This is a genomic window from Streptomyces sp. A2-16, from assembly GCF_018128905.1.
In the GTDB taxonomy this organism is placed as follows: domain Bacteria; phylum Actinomycetota; class Actinomycetes; order Streptomycetales; family Streptomycetaceae; genus Streptomyces.
In genome coordinates this window covers 5,984,679-6,002,905 of record NZ_CP063808.1, presented here as the reverse complement: position 1 = coordinate 6,002,905, position 18,227 = coordinate 5,984,679, and the positions used below count along the sequence as shown (strand labels likewise).

The 18,227-nt window shown below is 71.3% G+C and carries 15 protein-coding genes; 5 read left to right on the top strand and 10 right to left on the bottom strand.

The features are described from left to right. Window positions 1–75: 75 nt before the first annotated feature. Genes IOD14_RS26920 through IOD14_RS26895 form a run of 6 tightly spaced genes read right to left on the bottom strand, consistent with a single transcriptional unit; the run spans window position 76 to window position 6,735 of the window. On the bottom strand, window positions 76–1,098 hold the full coding sequence (locus IOD14_RS26920; protein ID WP_123987393.1) for an oligopeptide/dipeptide ABC transporter ATP-binding protein: 1,023 nt from the start codon (window positions 1,096–1,098) through the stop codon (window positions 76–78). Beyond that, window positions 1,095–2,123: an ABC transporter ATP-binding protein gene (locus IOD14_RS26915; RefSeq protein ID WP_123987392.1), complete on the bottom strand. Its 1,029-nt coding sequence runs from the start codon at window positions 2,121–2,123 to the stop codon at window positions 1,095–1,097. Before IOD14_RS26915 ends, IOD14_RS26920 begins: the two co-directional genes overlap by 4 nt. Beyond that, window positions 2,116–3,084, bottom strand: coding sequence for an ABC transporter permease (locus tag IOD14_RS26910; protein ID WP_212671766.1), 969 nt, complete (start codon window positions 3,082–3,084; stop codon window positions 2,116–2,118). Before IOD14_RS26910 ends, IOD14_RS26915 begins: the two co-directional genes overlap by 8 nt. A 2-nt stretch (window positions 3,085–3,086) precedes the next feature. After that, the gene (locus IOD14_RS26905; RefSeq protein WP_249126073.1) at window positions 3,087–4,112 is read right to left on the bottom strand and encodes an ABC transporter permease; all 1,026 of its coding nucleotides are present in this window, start codon (window positions 4,110–4,112) and stop codon (window positions 3,087–3,089) included. After that, the gene (locus IOD14_RS26900) at window positions 4,100–5,821 is read right to left on the bottom strand and encodes an ABC transporter substrate-binding protein (protein WP_212671765.1); all 1,722 of its coding nucleotides are present in this window, start codon (window positions 5,819–5,821) and stop codon (window positions 4,100–4,102) included. Before IOD14_RS26900 ends, IOD14_RS26905 begins: the two co-directional genes overlap by 13 nt. A gap of 17 nt (window positions 5,822–5,838) precedes the next feature. Beyond that, the gene (locus IOD14_RS26895; RefSeq protein ID WP_123987389.1) at window positions 5,839–6,735 is read right to left on the bottom strand and encodes a proline iminopeptidase-family hydrolase; all 897 of its coding nucleotides are present in this window, start codon (window positions 6,733–6,735) and stop codon (window positions 5,839–5,841) included. Between the two features lie 242 nt (window positions 6,736–6,977). Between IOD14_RS26895 and IOD14_RS26890 the strand changes: the two genes are divergently transcribed. Next, window positions 6,978–7,733, top strand: a complete 756-nt coding sequence (locus IOD14_RS26890; protein ID WP_123987388.1) for an FCD domain-containing protein — start codon at window positions 6,978–6,980, stop codon at window positions 7,731–7,733. Between the two features lie 30 nt (window positions 7,734–7,763). Here the strand turns inward: IOD14_RS26890 and IOD14_RS26885 are convergent, their stop codons facing one another. Both IOD14_RS26885 and IOD14_RS26880 read right to left on the bottom strand, forming a co-directional pair. Next, window positions 7,764–9,236 carry an L-fucose/L-arabinose isomerase family protein gene (locus IOD14_RS26885; protein WP_212671764.1) on the bottom strand — a complete coding sequence of 491 codons (1,473 nt, stop codon included), beginning with the start codon at window positions 9,234–9,236 and terminating at the stop codon, window positions 7,764–7,766. A 25-nt stretch (window positions 9,237–9,261) separates the two neighbouring features. Next, window positions 9,262–10,557, bottom strand: a complete 1,296-nt coding sequence (locus IOD14_RS26880; RefSeq protein WP_212671763.1) for an MFS transporter — start codon at window positions 10,555–10,557, stop codon at window positions 9,262–9,264. A 240-nt stretch (window positions 10,558–10,797) separates the two neighbouring features. Here IOD14_RS26880 and IOD14_RS26875 point away from each other — a divergent pair, with 240 nt between their 5' ends. Next, window positions 10,798–14,724 (top strand): glycosyl hydrolase, encoded by a 3,927-nt coding sequence (locus IOD14_RS26875; protein ID WP_212671762.1) that lies wholly within the window; start codon window positions 10,798–10,800, stop codon window positions 14,722–14,724. On the opposite strand, the gene IOD14_RS26870 is transcribed toward IOD14_RS26875, so the two are convergent. Further along, the gene (locus IOD14_RS26870; RefSeq protein ID WP_123987384.1) at window positions 14,707–15,732 is read right to left on the bottom strand and encodes a LacI family DNA-binding transcriptional regulator; all 1,026 of its coding nucleotides are present in this window, start codon (window positions 15,730–15,732) and stop codon (window positions 14,707–14,709) included. The genes IOD14_RS26875 and IOD14_RS26870 overlap by 18 nt on opposite strands. Window positions 15,733–15,786: 54 nt before the next feature. On the opposite strand from IOD14_RS26870, the gene IOD14_RS26865 reads away from it, so the two are divergent. From IOD14_RS26865 to IOD14_RS26855, 3 genes are all read left to right on the top strand, one after another. Beyond that, on the top strand, window positions 15,787–15,993 hold the full coding sequence (locus IOD14_RS26865) for a hypothetical protein (protein ID WP_212671761.1): 207 nt from the start codon (window positions 15,787–15,789) through the stop codon (window positions 15,991–15,993). A 105-nt stretch (window positions 15,994–16,098) separates the two neighbouring features. Next, on the top strand, window positions 16,099–16,296 hold the full coding sequence (locus tag IOD14_RS26860) for a hypothetical protein (protein WP_123987383.1): 198 nt from the start codon (window positions 16,099–16,101) through the stop codon (window positions 16,294–16,296). Window positions 16,297–16,399: 103 nt separating this feature from the next. Continuing rightward, window positions 16,400–17,629: an aminotransferase class V-fold PLP-dependent enzyme gene (locus IOD14_RS26855; protein ID WP_212671760.1), complete on the top strand. Its 1,230-nt coding sequence runs from the start codon at window positions 16,400–16,402 to the stop codon at window positions 17,627–17,629. Here the strand turns inward: IOD14_RS26855 and IOD14_RS26850 are convergent. Further along, on the bottom strand, window positions 17,626–18,165 hold the full coding sequence (locus IOD14_RS26850; RefSeq protein WP_212671759.1) for a hypothetical protein: 540 nt from the start codon (window positions 18,163–18,165) through the stop codon (window positions 17,626–17,628). The genes IOD14_RS26855 and IOD14_RS26850 overlap by 4 nt on opposite strands. Window positions 18,166–18,227 lie beyond the last annotated feature (62 nt).

The window sequence follows — 18,227 nt, the reverse complement described above, 5'->3', positions numbered from 1 at the left end:
CCTGAGGACCTTTGAGGGCCGGGTGACCGGATGACCGGTTCGGGGGCTGCAGACCCCGGACCCGACCTCGTTCCCTCAGTCACCCAGCGGGTAGTGGCAGGCCACCTGGTGGCCGGAAGCCGTCGCCGTGAGTCGTGGACGTTCCACCGCGCACAGCTCCTGGACGTAGGGGCAGCGAGTGCGGAACGGACAGCCCGTCGGCCGGTCCGCCGCACTGGGCACCTCCCCGGTCAGGACGATGCGCTCCCGGGGTGGTCCGTCGTCCGTGAGCTGTCCGTCGTCGATGTCCGGCACCGCCGACAGCAGGGCCTGCGTGTACGGATGGGCCGGGTGGGCGAACAGTTCCTCCGTCCCGGCGAGTTCGACGATCTCACCGAGATACATGACAGCGATCCGGTCCGACACATGACGGACCACACCGAGATCGTGCGCGATGAAGACATAGGTCAGGCCGAACTCGTCCTGAAGGTCCGCGAACAGATTGAGCACCTGCGCCTGGATCGACACGTCGAGCGCCGAGACCGGCTCGTCGGCCACGATGAGCTTCGGCTGCGTGGCCAAGGCCCTTGCGATTCCTATGCGTTGACGCTGGCCGCCGGAGAACTCGTGCGGATAGCGGTCCAGATGAGCCGCCGCAAGCCCCACGACGTCGAAGAGCTCGGCGACCCGCCGGCGGACCGCGGCTGCGTCGCCGTACCGGTGCACCAGCAGCGGTTCGGCCACGATGTCCCCGGCGCGACGGCGGGGGTTGAGCGAGGCGTGCGGGTCCTGGAAGACCAGCTGCATGCCCGGCCGCACCGGCCGCAGCCGCCGCCGGGACAGCGTCGAGATGTCCCGCCCGTCGAACTCGACGCGCCCACCGGTGAGTTCGGTGAGCCGGACCAGGCAGCGGCCCAGCGTGGACTTGCCGCAACCGGACTCCCCGACGACGCCGAGGGTCTCGCCGCCGCGCACCTCCAGAGAGACCCCGTCGACGGCACGCAGCACCTGGCGTCTGCCGCGGACGGGGTAGTGCTTGGTGACGTCCGTGGCCCGCAGCAGGACCTCGCCGCCGGGAGGCAGAGCCTCGTCCACCGTCGCGATCTCCTGTGCCGTCATGACGCCACCTCTCCGTTCACGTCCTCGTCCGCCCTCAGCCGCAGTCCCGCGCGGTCCTCGGCGGGCAGCCAGCAGGCGTCCAGATGCGCGGTGTCACCGCCGCCCGCGGTCAGCGCCGGCCGCTCCTCGCACCGCTCGTGCCGCAGCCGGCAGCGCGGGGCGAACGCGCAGCCCTCCGGGACCGCGCCCGGTGAGACGGGCGTGCCGGCGATGGTGGACAGCCGCCGCAGCCGGGCCCCGCTCACCCGGGGCACCGAGTCGAGCAGACCCCAGGTGTACGGGTGCCGCGGGCCGTGGAACACCGCCCGCCGCGGGCCCTGCTCGGCCGCCCGGCCGCCGTACATGACGAGGACCCGGTCCGCGATCCGGCTGACCACGCCCATGTCGTGGGTGATCAGCACCATCGCGGAGCCCTGTGCGTTGAGCTCCCGCATCAGATCGAGGATCTGTGCCTGCACGGTCACGTCGAGCGCGGTCGTCGGCTCGTCGGCGATCAGCAGCGAAGGGCTGCAGGCCAGCGCCATCGCGATGACCACGCGCTGGCGCATCCCGCCGGAGAACTCGTGCGGGTAGGCGCGCGCCCGCGAGGCCGCGTCGGGGATGCCGACGTCCGAGAGCAGCCGGACCGCCCGGGCCCACGCCTGAGCGCGGGAGACCTGTTCGTGCGCCCGGATCGCCTCGACGATCTGCCGGCCGACGGTGTAGACGGGGGTCAGCGCGGTCATCGGGTCCTGGAAGACCATCGCGATCTCCCGGCCGCGCACCGCGCGCATCTCCTTGTCGGGAAGGGTGAGCAGGTCACGTCCGCGGAAGAGGACCTCGCCCGACACGAGCACGTTCGGGTTGGTGAGCAACCGCAGGACGGCCAGCATCGACACGCTCTTGCCGGAGCCCGACTCGCCCACCACGCCCAGGACTTCACCGGGCGCGACGGAGAAGGAGACCTGGTCGACCGCGGTGACGGTTCCCCGGCGGGTGCGGAAGCGCACACTCAGGTCGCGTACGTCCAGCAGGGGTTCAGGCATGACGGGCCCTCGGATCGAGTCGCGCGTACAGGATGTCCACCAGGGCGTTGGCGAGGACCACGAAGAAGGCCGCGTACAGGACGGTCCCCATGATCACGGGCAGGTCGAGGTTCTGGAGGGCGTCGAAGGTGAGCTTGCCGATGCCGGGCAGGCCGAAGACCACCTCGGTGAGGAGTGCGGACCCGCCCACCAGCGCCCCGAAGTCCAGGCCGAACAGCGACACGATCGGGATCAGCGAGCAGCGCAGGGCGTGGCGGAGCAGGATCTGCCGTTCGGACAGGCCCTTGGCGCGGGCCGTACGGACGTAGTCCTCGTTCAGCGCGGTGACGACCTCCCCGCGCAGCAGCCGGGCGTAGATCCCGGCGTACAGGAGGGCCAGGGTCAGCCAGGGGAAGAGCAGGTGCAGCGCCCACTGGCCGGGGTCCTGGCCGAGGCCGACGTAGCCGGGCGGGGGCACCCAGGAGAAGAGCGAGTCGTGCAGCTGCTTCTGGGTGAGGAGGTTGACGACCTCGCCGAGCCAGTAGGCCGGGAGGGAGACGCCGACCACGCCGACCAGCATGATCAGGGGATCGGCGGCCCTGCCGCGCAGGGTCGCCGCGGCCGTGCCCATGAGGATGCCCGCCGTCATCCAGATCAGGGCCGCGCCGACGACCAGGGACAGGGTCACCGGGGTCGCCTGGACGATCTGCGGGATGACCCGCGAGCCGCGGTTGACGAACGACTCCAGGTCCTGGTCGATCAGCAGGTGACGCATCATCAGCAGATAGCGGACGGGCATCGGTCGGTCCAGGCCGAAGGAGTGCCGCACCTGGGCGAGCGTGGCCGGGTCGGCGTTGCGGCCGGCGATCCGGGCCGCCGGATCGACGCCCGGGGTGGCGAAGAAGATCAGGAACACCAGCACACTGATCGCGAACATCACCAGCAGGGCAGAGCCGAAGCGCTTGAGGGCGAAGGCGAGCATGCTCACACCCCTCCGCGCAGCCGGGCGCCCGGGTCGAGCGCGTCCCGCACCCCGTCGCCGAGGACGTTGAGCGCGGCCGTCGTCAGCGCGATCAGCAGGCCGGGCGCGATCGTCACGGCGGGCCGGGTGTAGAGGAGCCCCAGGCCGTCCTCGATGATCGTGCCCCAACTGGCGTCGGGGGGCTGGACGCCGACGGACAGGAAGGACAGCGCGGACTCGGTGAGCATCGCGAGCGCGGTCATCAGCGGGACGAACACGATCGCCGTCGGCACCACGTTGGGGAGGACCTCCCGGCGCAGGATCCGCGAGGTGGGTGCGCCCGAGCCCACGGCCGCCTGGATGTACTCCTTGTTCCGCAGCACCAGCACCTGACCGCGCAACGGCCGTGCGATGTACGGGACATAGATCGCCGCGATGATGGTGACGGGCAGCCAGAGACTTCCCGCGTCGACGGTGACGGGTCCGAGTCGGAGGCCGTCGGTGAGCAGCACCACCGACAGGCAGATGGCCAGCAGATACACCGGGAACGCCCAGACGACGTCCAGGATCCGGGAGATGACGGCGTCCACGACTCCGCCCGCGTACCCGGCGACGACCCCCACGGCCGTACCGAGGACGCACGTGAGCAGTGCCGCCGTGACCCCGATGAACAGGCTCGTACGGCCGCCGTACAGCAGCCGCGCCATGACATCGCGTCCCTGGTTGTCGGCGCCGAGGAAGTAGTGGGCGGGGTCCCAGGTCGGGCCGATCGGGGTGACCCCGAGGCCGAGGCCGGTGCTGCTCGGGGTGAGCACCGGCACCGTCCTTCCGTCCACGACCGTGGTGCCGGAGACATGGGACTGGAACGGGTCGCTGTGGGCGATGTGGTCCGCGTACAGCGGGGCGCACAGGCTCGCCAGGACGACGAGGAGCAGGACCGCTGCCGCGGTCAGGGCCGACTTGTTGCGCAGCAGGTCACCGGCGGCGGTCCGCCAGGGGCCCGGCGAGCGCCGGGCCCCTGCCGACGGGGCGAGGGTCACTTCACCCACAGCTGCCCGACCAGCATGTAGAACTGCTTGCTGAACCGGTAGTTGCCGACCCGCGTCGACGTGAAGTCGATCATCTTCGGGTTGATCAGCGGGACGACCGGGGACTCGCCCATGATCTGCTGGTCGATGGCGGCCCACTGCTTGTCCGCGCCCGCCTGGTCGGTCTCCGAGGTCTTGATCGCCGCCTGCATCCTGGCGTCGATCCCCTTGTCGCAGAACCCGGAGATGTTGATGCTGGAGTCGCTGCCGGGGTGGTAACTCGCGCAGGAAAGCAGCACGTTGAGGAAGTCGGAGGCCGCGGGATAGTCCTGGTACCAGGACGTCAGGGCCAGCTGCACCTTGTTCTTGGTGTTCTGGATGTAGGTGAACTGGATGTTCCCCGACAGCGGCTTGAGCGTCGCCTTGTAGCCGAGCTGGGTGAGCAGGCTCTGCAGGTACTGCCCGATCGACTTGTTGACGTCGTCGTCCTGCGTGACGATCCCGACCTCCTGGCCGGCCGTACCGGACTGCTTGACCAGCGCCTTGGCCTTGGCGAGGTCCGCCGCCTTCCAGGTCGTACCGCCGCCCTTGGTGTAGTCGCAGGAGTCGACGTGGCCGGGGAAGCCGGGCGGCAGGATCGTGCAGGCGGGAGAGGCGAGGTTGGTGCCGCCGTACAGCCGTACCACGGCGGACCGGTCGACGGCCCAGTTGATCGCCTGCCGCGCCAGCTTGTTGTTGAAAGGAGCCATGTTGACGTTGAGCGTCGCGTACCAGAACGCCGTCAGCGGGTTCACATGCGCCTGGGAGGCGTACTTGGTGCCGATCTCGCCCAGCCGGTCGGCGGGCGGGGCGTCGAACATCCAGTCCGCCTGCCCGTTCTCCACGGCGGTGACCTCGGACTCGACCGTCTGCCCGAAGGTGTAGTCGATCACATCCGGGTAGCCCTGCGGCTCCGCCTCCCGCGACCACTCCTTGAAGTGCGGGTTGCGCACCAGCTTCAGTGCCCGGTTGGGGTCGTACGAGGCCGCCGTGTAGGGGCCGGTCGACGGCAGCGGCTTGGTCCCGGCGTCCTTCGTCGGTGAGTCCTTCGGTACGACGACGGCGTGCGGGACGGCCAGCTTGTACTCGAACTCGGGGTCCGGGGCCGTCAGGTTGACGGTGACCGTGTCGGTCTTCGGGTCACCGGTCACACCCTTGGCGAGGGTGCACGTGGCCGGCGTCTTCAGACAGGCGTCGGCGCCGACGATGCCGTTGTAGAAGGTGCCCGCGGTGGGGCTGGAGACCTTGAAGATGCGCTGGAAGGACGCCACCACGTCGTCCGTGGTCAGCGGCTTGCCGTTGGAGAAGGTGATGCCCTTGCGGAGCGTGAAGGTGTACGTCTTGCCGCCGTTGGTCACCTTCGGCATGGCGGTCGCCAGGTCCGGGACGACGGTGAAGGACTCCTGGCCGTCCACCTTCTTGAAGGCGAGCAGCCCGTCGTACATCGACTGGAACAACTGCCAGTACTGGAGGGTGTAGTTGACCTGCGGGTCGAAGCTGCCCGCGGCCGCGTGGGCGACGAGCTTGAGCGTGCCTCCCCGGTGCTGGGCCTGGAAGGCGGAGGAACCGGAGCCGGACGAGCTCGGGGCGGAGGAGGAACCCGAGTCGGAGGAGGACGAACAGGCGGCGACGGTGAGGGTGAGGGCGACGGTGGCGGCGGCGAGCGCACCCCGTCTCGTGGTGCGGGACATGGCGGACAACTCCCGTATCAGTCGGTGGAGTCGAGGAACTCGCCGACGATCCGGAGGTAGAGGTCCTCCTCCTCGACGTGCGGCATGTGGCTCGAGTGCTCGAACATGTGCCAGCGCACATCGGGGATGTGGTCGGCGAAGGGGCGGACGGTCTCGGGAGTCGCCTCGTCGAAGCGCCCGGACACCAGCAGGGTCGGCACCTCGATCAGGTGCAGCCGGTCGATGACGGACCAGTCCTTGAGGGTGCCGACGACATGGAACTCGTTCGGGCCGTTCATCGTGTGGTACACGGTCGGATCGGCCGCGATGTTGTCCCAGGTGGCCTGCACCTCGGGCGGGTTGGGTGTCAGGCGGCACACATGTCGTTCGTTGAAGACCTGTTCGGCCGCCCGGTAGTCGGGGTGGTCCGTGGTCCCGGCCGCCTCGTGGGCGTGCAGGGTGTGCTGGACCTCCTGCGGGAGCCCGGCGCGCAGCTCGGCGGCCGCCTCCAGCCACAGCCCCATGGAGGCGGGGGAGTTGGCGATGACCAGTCCGCGCAGCCCGGCGGGGCGCCGTACCGCGTGCTCGGCGGCGAGCATGCCGCCCCAGGACTGGCCGAGGATGTGGTAACCGTCGGCGATGCCCAACTCCTTGAGCAGGTTGTCCAGTTCGTCGAGGAAGAGCTGGACGGTCCAGAAGTCGGCGCCCTTGCCGGGCAGATGGGTGGAGGACCCGGTGCCGAGCTGGTCGTAGTGGATCACGGGACGGCCCTGCCGGGAGATGCCCGCGATGCTGAGCGTGTAGTGGTGACCGGCGCCGGGCCCGCCGTGCAGGACCACCAGGGGTGTCCTGCCCGGTTCGCCCGTGATCCGGTACCAGGTGGAATGGCCGTCGAAGTCGACGGTTCCGGTGTGGTTCGGTTCGGGGATCGCCACGGGGAGCCTCCCAGACCGGTCGCAAACCAGCCGACCGCTGTCTGAAAATAGTTGGGTGTGACGGATGGATGAGATACTGGGGCGCTAAAAGGTCAGTCCACAAGACCTTTTAGCTGGGGCAGGGAAAGACGTAACGACGGGTTCACACAGCCCGTGTTCGTTTACAGAAACGGCGACTCGCAGGAGGACAACTGACATCCGCACCCGAACCCGGTGACGAGTTCTCGCGCGTCCTCGACCGTGTGCTCCTCGGCGACGGCCCGACGGCCTCGCTGCGCCCGGTCAAGGTCGCCTCGGCGGTCGACGAGGTGACCGACCGGCTGCTCACCGCCATCGCCGTCGGCGACTTCCTGCCCGGCGAACGGCTGCCCGCCGAACGCGACCTGACCGGACTGCTGCGCGTCAGCCGCCCCACCGTGCGCGAGGCCGTGGCCCGCCTCCAGGCCCTGGGGGTCGTGGAGAGCCGCCGGGGCCGCAACGGCGGAGCGTTCGTCCGCGACAGCTGGACCGAGTCCACCGGCGCCGCGGTCCGCCGTACGCTGCTGCCCCGCTGGGAGGAGTTCGAGCAGCTCTTCGACCTGCGCGGACTGGTGGAGGGCATGGTGGCCGCGACGGCGGCCCGGCGCCGCAGGCCCGAGGACCTGGAGCCGATGCGCGAGGCTCTGTCCGCGCACCTTTCCGCGAGCACGCCCCGCGAGGAGCAGGCCGCCGACAGCGCGTTCCACCGGGCGATCTGCGAGGCCACCCACAATCCTCAGATCGCCCAGCTCAGCCGGGACCTGCTGACCCGCATCAGCCTGGGCTTCCCGGTCGAGCCCTGGGGCAGGGGCGAGCGGTCCCACCATGAAAGGGCCGGTCACGGGCACACCGCGCTCTACGAGGCCGTCGCGGCGGGTGAGCCGGAGCACGCCGAGGAGATCGCGAGGGAACACTTCATGATCAGCGCGGAGATGATCCGGGACGTCCTGGCGCGGGTGCGGGCGGCACAGGCCCCCTGACCGCGGCCGGACCGCCCCGCCGGACCCCCGCTAGACCTCCCGGTGGTCGATCCCCAGCAGACTCGCCGCCGCCCCGAAATCGGCGCCGTGATGCCCCACCGCCAGCGACCAGTGATGCCCGACCCCGGTGGCGCTCCACGCGTCGACCCACTCGCCGGGATCCCGGCCGAAGTCGACCCGGCTGGTCGTGTTGCCGATCTCCAGCAGCGGCCCCGGGACGACCGTGCCCTCCGATGTGATGAACGACAGGCTGCCGTCGGCGTCCTGACCCAGGCCGAGCAGGGTGACGGGCCCCTGCCGTACATCGAACTCCACGCTGACGCCCCAGCCACGCTTGCCGTGGTACACGCCCAGCCCCCGCAGCAGCGGATCCCGGGCGCTGAGCGCGAGGTGGGCGGGCCCGTCGTGGCCCATCTCCACCACCCCGTCCTTGAAGTTCAGCGCCTGGATCTCCGTGAAGGAGCCCCCGGCACCGACACTCTGCGAGGCCAACTGGGCGAGACTGGTGCGCAGTTCGTACTCGCCGGCCGAGGGCACCCCGCGGGCCGTGAGCAGCGAGGCGCCCAGGATCATGCCGGCGCCGAGCCGCTCGTGCTGCTCCCCGTCGAGGCCCCGGTGGTAGTAGGCGAGGGTGTCGAGCCCGAAGTCCTCCACCAGCCGGTCGAGGGCCACCGACACGGTCGCCCCCCACGCGAAGTCCTCGTCCACCACACTCTCGTCGACGGTGAAGATCTCCCGGGCGAGCTCCACCCGCTCCCGGGTCTCCGCACCGGTCACCTTCTCCACCCGGTGCCGCAGATCGTCGAACTCCAGCACCTCGACATGCGAGCCGAACGTCGCCGACAGCAGCGTCGGATCGGTCTGCACGTCGAGCATGCCGGGGTACACGTGCCCCATCAGTCCGTGCCGGGCATGCCGGAGCGCGGCCCGGACGTGTGCGGCCCGCACCCACCGCTCCACGCGCCGCCACGCCGACTCCTGTCGCAGCCAGCCCGACACCGACCGGAAGGGGATGCCGGCCCGGCGGAAGACGTTGCCGACCTCCGGCACGGAGCACTGCGAGCAGTACGCCAGCCAGTCGCCGGTGTCGAAGGAGGCGTGGTCCATGCGCTCGGACGGCTGGAGGTCGACGACCAGCACCGGGGTGTGGGTGCGCTGCGCGATCGGCAGCACCATCGACGAGGTCAGATAGGTCGTCAGGAACAGCACGATCAGATCGCAGTCGGCCCGGCGCAGCCGCTCGGCGGCGGCCGCGCCCTCCTGGGCGTCGGAGACGAACCCGGCGTCCGTCACCTCCGCGTCCAACCGGCCAAGCCGCTCGGCGACATAGGCGGCCGACTCCTTCAACTGGGGCAGCAGTCCCGGGAACTGCGGCCAGTAGGTGCCGAGCCCGCCGGAGACCAGTCCGATCCGCGGCCGGCGGCGGGGCACGGGCGGGAGCAACTCGCCCAGGGCGGCTTCCCGTTCACCGGCACGGGTCGTGGTGGATTCGGTCGTCGCCATGGTCGGCGCTCCTTCGGGGTTCGGTTCAGGCCCGCGCGACCTTGACGTCCGCCGGTGCGGCGGCGACCGGGGACGCGCGCGGAATGAGGACGCGCACGATGTACAGACCCGCGAGGGCCGACAGCGCCATGCATCCGGTGATCACCCAGAGCAGCAGGCTGGGGCTCCGGTCGAGGAGCGCGGGCGTCACGAACGCGACGCCCGCGAAGACCCCGCGGGAGACGGCGTAGGTGATCCCCTGCGTGGTGCCCCGGGTGTCCGCGGGCAGGGTCAGCTGCGACCACACCTTGTAGTTCGCCTCGCCCGCGAAGGGATACGACAGCTGGTAGAGGACGTAGAAGACGAGGAAGCCGACGATGGCACCCAGGGTCAGCGTGCCGATCGCGAAAGCCGCGATCTGCACGAGCGTGGCGACGTAGAACATCCGGTCGCGGCGCGGGCCGTCGGCGATCCGGACGAAGGCGAGCGTCAGCAGCAGACCGATCGGGAGACAGGCCAGGTTGATGCCGGTGGCCACGCTCTGCGAGGCACCGCTGACCGTGACCAGCAGATACGTCGTGAACTGGCCCATGGTGTTGGCGCCCAGGCCCCAGGTGACGTAGAAGGCGAAGGTGGCGAGCATGGGCACCAGGGCGGCACGGGTCCAGACGTTCTTGAGCGCGACCCCCTGCTCGGCCGGCTTGCGCGCCGGGACCTCGTCCTGTGCCGGATCCGGTCCGGTGGCCAGTTCCAGCCGGGACCGCAGATGCCAGGTGACCAGCGCGGCGACCGCCAGATGGCCGGTGATGAGACGAGCGCCGATCATGCCGGTGTCCGACAGCGCGAAGCCGACGAAGACCACGACGATGATGCCCAGCATCCACATGACCTGCGTGAACGCGATGAGCCGTCCCCGCGCGTGGTCGGGGGAGGCGTCCGAGACCACGGCCAGGGAGGTCGGCAGGTCGGCGCCGGCCGCGAGACCGGCGAGCAGGACACCCACCAGAAGGGTGATGTCGTCGGGCGCCAGGGTGATGACGACCGCCCCGAGGGCGTAGCAGAGGATGTCCAGGTTGTAGAGGCGGCGTCGCCCGAACACGTCGGCGAGCCGTCCGCCGACCAGGGAGCCGACGGCGATGCAGATGGTGACGATCGCGCTGATCGCACCGGCCATCCAGACGCCCATGTCGTAGGCGTCGCGGTAGATGGCCAGGTTGACGCCGATGCTCACGATGAGCGCGGCATCGAGGTAGGACGCCATGCCGGAGAGGGTCGCGACCTTCCACAGGCGCTTCTCGATGGGCGGTTCCGGCTGGTTCGGGGCAGGCGAGGTTCGGGCCATGATGCGGCTCCGTCTGGGGAGAGTGGGTCCGAGCGGAGGGGGACGTCGCTGTTCTCGGCCGATGTCCAGCGACTATAGGAGCGTAAAAACGTTCCAACAAGACGTCATGCGGCCATCCGTGGAACCGACCTGACGGCCCCGCAGCTCTGGTGGGTGCCCTGGGACTGTCCTACGGTGAGGCTGACGTAAAACGTTTTTGATCCGTGAGAGTGTCCGGGCCGTACTCGGAAGGACCCATCCGTGATCTCTCCAGCCCTGCGACAGCTGTTCGACAACCCGCCCCGCGACTTCGGCCCCACCCCGCTGTGGTGGTGGTCCGGCGCGAAAGTCACCCGGGACCGTCTGGCCTGGCAACTGCGCCGGTTCGCGGACGGTGGCGTCCACAACCTCGTGGTGATCAACCTGGCCCCGGCGGGCCCGACCTTCGGCGCCCGTACCGACGACCCGGTGTGGTTCGGCGAGGAGTGGTGGGCCCGCTTCGAGGACGCCTGCGAGCTCGCCGGGGACCTGGGCACGCGCCTGTGGTTCTACGACCAGATCGGCTTCTCCGGCGCCAACGTCCAGGGCGGCATCACCCGCCGGCACCCCGGATCGGCGGGCCGCGCCCTGCGCTCGCGCCGGGCTGTCGTCTCCGGCGGCACCGTCGCGCTCAAGGGCACGGAAACACTGCTGGGCGCGTACGACCGAACGGGCGTCCGCCTCCCGGTCGCCGGCCCGGCGATCGAGGCCCCCGACGGCGCCGAGGTACGCCTGGTCACCGCCGTCCCCACGGCCTTCGACTACCTGAACCCCGAGTCCGTCGGTCTCCTGTTCGACGCCATCCACCACGAGTACGACCGTCGCGTGCCCGAGTACCTGGGCAACGTCATCGCCGGCGGCTTCCAGGACGAGCTGCCCGCCACCAACTCCTGGACCGGCCGCTTCCCCGAGGAGTTCCGGACCCGGCGCGGCTACGATCTCCTCGACCACCTCCCGGCCCTCTTCACGGGAGACACCTCGCGGGACCGCAAGATCCGCGCCGACTACTACGCCGTCCGAGCGGAACTCACCGAAGAGGCCCTCTTCCGCCCGCTCGCCGCCTGGCACGAGGAGCGCGGCCTGCTCCTGGGCTGCGACCAGAGCCACCCGGCCCGCTCCGGGTTCCCGGCCCAGTCGACGCAGCTCTACACGGACTACTTCCGCACCCACCGCTGGTACAGCGCCGCAGGCAGCGACCACCACGGCGACGCCAAGGTGCACTCCTCCATGGCCCACCTCCACGGCCACGAGCGTGTCTGGATCGAGTCGTTCCACTCCTCCGGCTGGGGCGGCACCCTGGAGGAGACCTACGACTGGCTGCTGCCGTTCCTGCGCAGCGGCGCCAACCTCTACAACCCGCACGCCAGCTATTTCGGCACCGCGGGCGGCTGGTTCGAGTGGGCGCCCCCGTCCACCGACTGGCGCCAGCCCTACTGGCGGCAGTACCCGGCGTTCTCCCGGGCCGTCGCCCGGATCTGCTCGATCCTGTCCTGGGGCACCTACAGCGCCGACGTGGCGGTCCTGCACCCCACCGCGACGATGCAGTCCCTGATCCCCCTCGACGCCCCCGTCCAGCACTTCGGCGACGGCCGCCTCGGCGAGGCGCACGCCGACGTGGACGAGACCCAGCGCCACTACCTGGAGCTGTGCGGAACCAACAACTGGCTCGAACCCGCCGTCGGCGCCCTCGACCGCCGTCGCGTGTCCTTCGACGTCATCGACGACGCCTCGGTCCAGGGCGCCAAGGCCGGCGACGGCACCCTGCGCATCCGGGACCTCGCGTACACGGCGGTCCTGCTGCCCTCGGCGAGCGTCCTGGAGCACGAGACGGCCCGCCGACTGGCCGAACTCCTCGACGCCGGTGGACGGGTCGTGGTCGTGGGCCGACCGCCGGAACACGCCGCGGGCCTGTCCGGGGACGACTCCGTCGTGGCCGCGCTGCTCGACCACCCGCGCCTGGAACGGGTGGCCGACGCCGAAGCCGGTGCGGCAGCGGTCGCCGACGCCTCCGGCTACGCCACGGGGGAGGTACCGCTGCTCGTCAGGAGGAAGGGCGACGAGGCGGTCGCGCTGGTCACCGGGGCGTTCCCGGACGCCCGGACGCATCCGCCGCGGGGCCGTCACGAGATCGACCCCGCCCGCTACGCCCGCACTTCGACCGTCACCGTGCGGGGCCCGGTCGCCGAGGCCGAGATCTGGAACCCGGCGACCGGCAGCCGCCGCCCGGGCCGCGTCACGGTCGCTGACGGCGTCTCCACCATCGAGGTGCCCCTGGAAGGCGCCCCCGCCGCCCTCGTCGTATGGCGCGAAGGCCCTGCGGCGGACGCCGTGCCCCCGCCGCCCCTGGAGCCGACGGGAGCGACGGAGGTGACCGATCTGTCGAGCGGCTGGGAGGGCCGCCTCGCTCCCACCATGGACAACACCTGGGGCGACCTGGCCCTGCCCGCCGGAGCGTCCGTCGCCGAACCGCAGATCTGGACCATGGGGTGGACCGAGAGCGAAGGCTCCTGGGGGCAGGCGCGGGCGACCTACGGCAACCGCGTCCGCGTACTGCCACCCGTCCCCTCCGCGCAGGCCCCGGCTCCCCTGGACCGTGCCGCGGTCGAGCAAGTCCTCTCCGGGCGGCAGGAGTTGGCCCCCGATGACTGGGGTCTCTCGCTGTACTCGTCGAGTCGGGGCATCCCGGACCCCGACGGGCTGCTCGGCAACAAGGGCCTGGTTCCGGAGGAGTTCGTGCGGGTCCCGGTGCCCGTGCGCGGGACCGTGGCCCGGGTCAGGACCGTCGTGGAGACCGGCCACCGCGGGCCCGCCGACCTGCACGTCGGCGCGGCCGCGGTCAAACGCCTGTGGTGGAACGGCAGTCGGCTGGAGACGGGCGGGGGATATCTGGCGTCCGCCCGGGTGGAGGTCGAACGGGCCCGCAACGTGCTGGAGTACGAGCTGTCCGACGCCCAGGACCGGCCGCAGACCATCTCGGGCGCCGCCGACACCCCGCTGGGCAGCTGGTTCTGCCTGTCCCGCCCGGGCGGGTTCGCGCCGCGGCCGCTGTTCATGCGCCTGCCCGACGGTGTACGACCGGACGGCGGCGTGACCTTCCGCGGCCGGATCGGCACCCCGGACCGGGGTGCGGCGGCGGTCCTCGTCGTGGGCGCCGCGGTGGGCGTGACCGTCCTGCTCGACGGAGCCGTCGTGGCGCGGCAGGAGAAGGTGGAGTACTACGAGTCCGACTGGGGCGCGGTACCGATGTTCTTCCGGCACGAACTGACGCTGAGCGCCGGTGATCACGTCCTGGACGTGGTGGCCGACAGCGTCGACGCCCGGGACGCGGTGTTCGTCGACCTGGTGTCGGGCACCACCGCCCTGGTCAGTGGCCCGGGCTGGGAGGCACGGACCGGGCAGTGGAGCGGGCTCACCGTCGAACACGAGGGCCGCTGGGGGGAGTTGCAGCACTGCGCTGCGGCGGTACGGCCGCATCCCCTGCCCGGGGCCGAGTGGCTGGCCGGAGCCCCGGTGCTCGGTTCCGCCGCACTGCCGCTGCGGTCCACCGATGACGTCCGGGAGGCCGAGCAGCGCTTCCGGTTCACCGTGCCGGCGGGGACCGTATCGCTGGATCTTCCGTTGGAGCTTCCCGCCCGGGTGCGGATCGGCGACGGCGCTGAAATGCCGCTGGAAGGAGCAGAACTGACGCTGGATCAACCCTGCGCCGACGCAACGGAGTGCGAAGTCGTCACCGCCCCCACTGCCTGTCTGCGCGGCGGTTCCGCCTGGCGTGGACCGGTGCGGGTGCGCACGGTCGCGGCACCCTTGCCGCTGGGGGAGTGGGGCGAGCTGGGACTGGGAGGCTGGAGCGGAGGCGTGACCTATGCGCGGACGCTGGAGGTGCCGGCCGGACCGGACCCGGTACTGGACCTGGGGCGGGTGCGCGGCAGCGTGGCGGTGTGCGTCGACGGGGAGCCCGTCGGGGAGGCGTTCTGTGCGCCGTACCGCTTCGAACTCCGCGGGAGCGCCGGGCGTACCGTCCGGCTCGAGGTGACCGTCCACAACACACTGGCCCCGTATCTCGCCGAGGCCACACCGACCGCGTGGGCGTTCCCCTCCCAGCTTCCGTCCGGGCTGCTGGGGCCGGTGCGGCTAGAAAGGCGCGTCTGAGGAAGCCCGCGTGGAGTCCCGCAGAACCAGCCCCGGCGCGAACACTCTTGCCTCGTGAGCGTGTTCCGGGCGGGCCTCCACCTCGTCGAGGAGCATCTCGACGGCCGCCCTGCCGAGCTCCTCCACCGGCTGGCGGACCGTCGTCAGGGTCGTGCCGACGAAGCTCGCGATGTCCAGGTCGCCGTAGCCGACGACCTGCACGTCCTCCGGGATCTTCACGCCGCGCTCGCCCAGCGCCCGGCACAGCCCCGCCGCGAGGAAGTCGTTGGTGCAGAACACTCCGTCCGGCATTTCGTCGAGGGTGCGGCCGATCTCGCTGCCCCGGGCCACCGTCATCCCGTCGGCGACGACCTGGCCGAGGCGGGCCTCGCGCCGGGTGCGCACGGCCTGGCGGGCACCCTGGTAGCGGTCGGCGCACTGGCGGATGGTGCGCTCGCCGTTGACGACGAGGATGTCGCGAGCTCCGCTGTCCAGGAGGTGCTGCACGGCGATGCGGCCACCGGCGATGTCGTCGACGGAGACCGAACAGCCCTCCTGGGCGGGCATCGCGCGGTCCGCCAGCACGAGCGGGATACCGCGCTCGCGCAGCCGCGACAGCCGGGTGGGGTCGGCGCTGAGCGGGACCACCACCGCGCCGACGGCCCGCTGTTCGACCAGCATGGTGAAGTAGCCCTGCTCCCGCTCGGGCGCGTCACCGCTGTCGCACAGGACGAGGGAGTAGCCGTGTTCGTACGCGGCGTCGGCGGCGCCGCGCGCGATGCGCGAGTAGAACGAGTTGGCCACGTCCGGGAGCACGAGACCGATCGACGAGGAGTGGCCGGTGCGCAGACCGGCGGCTCCCGGGTGCGGGACGTAGTCGAGCGCGGCGACCGCGTCGCGGACCCGCTCGGCGGTGCGGGCGTTGACCCGCTCGGGCCGGTTCAGGACGTTCGACACCGTGGAGACCGAGACCCCGGCGGCGGCCGCGACGTCCTGGATACGGGCGGGGCGAACCGAAATGGCCTCCACCCCCTCGCTGTTGCGGCCGTACGACCAGGCGACGCAAGTCTACCCTCGCGGAACGTGAAACGTTTTTCGAATGGCGAGGGCGACGCCTGCCGACACGTCGTCATCGAAAATCCGGTGAACCTGCACACCGTTCACCGCTGGGGCGAGGCGGAGGTGAAACGCGGCCGTGGTTGTGCCGTCGCACGCCTTTTGCGTGTCGGTGCGACGGCGAAGTCTGTGAAGGAACAGCCGTGTTCGGTGAGCGGGTTGCGACGCCGGTGAAGCCCACCGCGCAGGCCCGCTCGGGGCGACTGGCAGTGATGCTCTGGGCATGCTTCGATCCGGGAGCCGTCCTTGGCATTGCTTCCGCGAAAGGAAACGCGCGTCATGAACTCCGCCCCCCGCTTCGAAACCATCGAGATCCACGACGCGGACCTCGACAGCATCTCCGGTGGCGTGGCCGTCGCGGCCGCCTCCGGTCTCCACGTCGAGGCCGGGCCGCTCGCCGTCTGCGCCGACCTCGACGCGTTCGTCTCGGCCAAGGGCGTCTCCGCGCACGCGAGCGCCGACGTCGTCCTCGGCTGAACCGGCACAGCACGCCCCACGGGCCCCGGATCCACTGATCCGGGGCCCGTGGTGTTTCCTCTGGAGGGCGAACGTCCAGGACAGTTCCGACGAGGGGAGTTCCGTGAGCGAGACCGAGGTGGCCGTGGCGCCGGCCCCGCTGCTGCTGGCCGACGGGCGGCCCGCCGCCCGGGCGTGGTCGCTGGACCCCGCCCAGCGGCACCTGAACCACGGGTCGTTCGGGGCGGTGCCCCTGGTGGCGCAGGCGCGGCAGCAGGCCCTGCGTGCCGAGATGGAGCGCTCGCCGGTGGTCTGGTTCCCCGCCCTGCCCGGGCGGATCGCCGCCGCCCGTCTCGAACTCGCCGCCTTCCTCCACGTCGACCCGGGCGATCTCGCCCTGGTGCCCAACGCGAGCGCCGGAGCGAGCGTGGTCCACGCGGCCCTCACCCGGCGCCGCGGCGGCGAGATCGTCGTCACCGACCACGGCTACGGCGCCGTCACCATGGGCGCCGAACGCCTGGCCCGCCGCTGGGGCGGGCGGGTCCGTACAGCCCACGTCCCGTTGGGCGCCGGTGAGGACGAGGCGTGCGAGGCCGTCGTGGCCTCGCTGAGCGCGGACACCGACCTCGTGGTCGTGGACCAGATCACCTCGGCGACGGCACGCGGGCTGCCGGTGGAGCGGATCGGCGCGGAGGCCCGGCGCCGCGGCATCCCGGTGCTCGTGGACGGCGCGCACGCACCGGGCCTCGTCGAGTCGCCGCTCGCGGGGGCGACGTACGACTTCTGGACCGGCAACCTGCACAAATGGGGCTGCGCGCCCCGAGGTGCGGCCGCGCTGGTCGCCCGCGGCCCCCTGCGCGACGCGCTGCACCCCCTCATCGACTCCTGGGGCGCACACGACCCCTTCCCCGACCGCTTCGACCAGCAGGGCACGCTGGACGCCACCTCGTATCTGGCCGCCCCGACCGCCCTCGCCTTCGTCGCCGACACCTGGGGCTGGCCCGCCGCCCGCCGCTACATGGACCGGCTGGCCGACTACGGCGCCCAGGTGATCGGCGCCGCATTCGCCGGCCTCACGGGTGTCGACAGCGCCGTCGACGTCGGCATGCCCGTGCCCGGCATGCGCCTGGTCCGGCTGCCCGACGGTCTTGGCCGCACCCGCCTGGAGGCCGATGCGCTGCGTGACCGCGTGGCCCGGGAACTCGCCGTCGAGGCCGCCTTCACCAGCTTCGACGGCATCGGCTACCTGCGCCTGTCCGCGCACGTCTACAACACGGCCGCGGACTACGAGCACTTCGCCGAGGAATGCGTCCCCGTCCTCGGCGAGTGGGCCAGGGCGGTGGCCCGCCCCTAGTTCTGCGGCAGCAGCTCGCTCAGGGCGGCGATCAGCCGGTCCAGGGCCGGTTCGTCGCCCGAGCGGTCCGTGACGACCGTGCGACCGCCGAAGGTGAGCGTGTACTGGAACAGGTCCCTCGCACTCATGTCCCTCGTGAACGACGGGACTTCGGCGAGGGCGGGGGCGCCCAGCAGAGTGCGCAGTTCCCTGAACCGGTCCGCGCCGACGGAACGCACCACGGGCTCCCCCTTCTCGCTGGTGTAGGCGGTTCCGTCGCCCCGCAGGATCACGGTCCGGTGCACACCGGCGAACCCCCCGGTCACCGTCATGGTCGCCGGCTTCTGATCGGGACCGGTGACGGGCACGGCAGAGGGACCCACCGAGGCCGAGGGCGAGGGCGACGGCGTGACGGACGGCGACCGGTCGGCCGGTGTGCCGGCCGCCGAGGTCCGCCCCTTCGCCTCGCCGTCTCCTCCGCCCCCGCCGTCGACACCACAGCCCGCCAGACCCAGGACACCGGCCACCACCACCGTTCCCGTACGTCTGCCGATCACAGCGCCCCCTCACATGGATGGTCGGTGACATGCTGGCAGCCCCGGAGCGTTTCAGGAGGCCC

Coding starts and splice junctions, on each gene's coding strand:
- IOD14_RS26920 (WP_123987393.1), bottom strand. CDS start 1,098: ATGACGGCACAGGAGATCGCGACGGTGGACGAGGCTCTGCCTCCCGGC.
- IOD14_RS26915 (WP_123987392.1), bottom strand. CDS start 2,123: ATGCCTGAACCCCTGCTGGACGTACGCGACCTGAGTGTGCGCTTCCGC.
- IOD14_RS26910 (WP_212671766.1), bottom strand. CDS start 3,084: ATGCTCGCCTTCGCCCTCAAGCGCTTCGGCTCTGCCCTGCTGGTGATG.
- IOD14_RS26900 (WP_212671765.1), bottom strand. CDS start 5,821: ATGTCCCGCACCACGAGACGGGGTGCGCTCGCCGCCGCCACCGTCGCC.
- IOD14_RS26885 (WP_212671764.1), bottom strand. CDS start 9,236: ATGGCGACGACCGAATCCACCACGACCCGTGCCGGTGAACGGGAAGCC.
- IOD14_RS26880 (WP_212671763.1), bottom strand. CDS start 10,557: ATGGCCCGAACCTCGCCTGCCCCGAACCAGCCGGAACCGCCCATCGAG.
- IOD14_RS26860 (WP_123987383.1), top strand. CDS start 16,099: ATGAACTCCGCCCCCCGCTTCGAAACCATCGAGATCCACGACGCGGAC.